We start from the raw sequence: 1,257 nt of genomic DNA on the forward strand, positions 1-1,257 counted from the left end.
CCGAACCATTTCTTACTAACTTCTGCGTAGGATCCGTTATCCTTCACCGCTGTGATTGCTTTTTGTAATGCTGCTTCAAGATCATTATCACCTTTACGTACAGCAATCCCTACTGGAAGACTCTGGAACGAACTGCCTACCACATCGAAAGCATCCGGTTTGGATGTTTTGTAGTAACGGCCAACCGCTTCTGCCACAATAACACCCTGTAAACGGCCAAGGCCTAAGTCATTAAATACATCCGTATACCCATTGTAAGTCTTTAATTCTTTCATTCCCTTAATCTCTTTCGCTGCACTTTCGCTAGTTGTACCTAATTGAACTCCGACTATTTTGCCAGAAAGATCTTCTTTCGATTGAATCTTTAGTGGATTTCCTGTTTTTACTGCCACAACCTGTCCTAATTTCATATATTCTACAAAATCAACCTTTTGCTTTCGTTCATCGGTAATATTCATGGATGACATAATAATGTCATATCGTTTAGCATCTAATCCTGGTAAAATTCCATCCCATGCAGTTGGTACAAATTCTACTTTTACACCAAGCTCTTTTGACATAGCATTTGCAAGGTCAATATCAAAACCTACTAACTTGTTTTGATCGTCACGGTATTCCATCGGTGGAAATGTATCATCCACCGCAATTTTAATCACGCCTTGCTTTTTTATATTTTTTAGCGTATTTCCTTCAGATCCTTTTTGACTCTGCTCACTTGTTGATTGAGCAGGTAATTTAGGCTGAGTACCACATGCAGTTGCCATTACAGCGACTGCTAAAATGATAAAAAACTGGATGACTTTCTTCATGGTGTTTTTCCTCCCCTATTTCTCTTTATTCCTTTACCGATTTATCACGGTAAAATGTTTTATTTATGTAACCCATTGTAATTTTATACATAAAAAAAGACAATACCTTTGAAATATGTTAGATTAATAAAATTATTTCAATTATTATGATATTGATTAATAAGGGTTTATTAACCTCTATTTGGCCAAAAAAAACACTCACAAAACATGGAAAAAAACAATGTTTGTGAGTGTTACATTTAATAATCAATGAGCTATTTCCCCTCAATAGATTCTTATTTTAATATAAATTATTCTTGATTGAAAATCGAAGTTTGTTTACATAATAATTTTCAAATGATTTGCGAGCTTTTCCTTTTTCATTACTTTCACTTATTTCATTGTTCAAGCAATCCATCTCCTTTTCTAGGATTTTTCCTCCTTTAAGAAAACATTAAATCTCATTTTC

Annotated in this window: 1 protein-coding gene; it reads right to left on the minus strand. The window is 34.2% G+C overall.

Annotated features, from left to right (window positions below; translation table 11 throughout):
* A partial coding sequence (locus V7077_RS27430; RefSeq protein WP_335507882.1) for a basic amino acid ABC transporter substrate-binding protein occupies window positions 1-809 on the minus strand: 809 nt, incomplete at its 3' end.
* Window positions 810-1,257 lie beyond the last annotated feature (448 nt).

The sequence above is a fragment of the Neobacillus vireti genome (genome assembly GCF_036962465.1).
Classification (GTDB): domain Bacteria; phylum Bacillota; class Bacilli; order Bacillales; family Cytobacillaceae; genus Neobacillus; species Neobacillus vireti_B.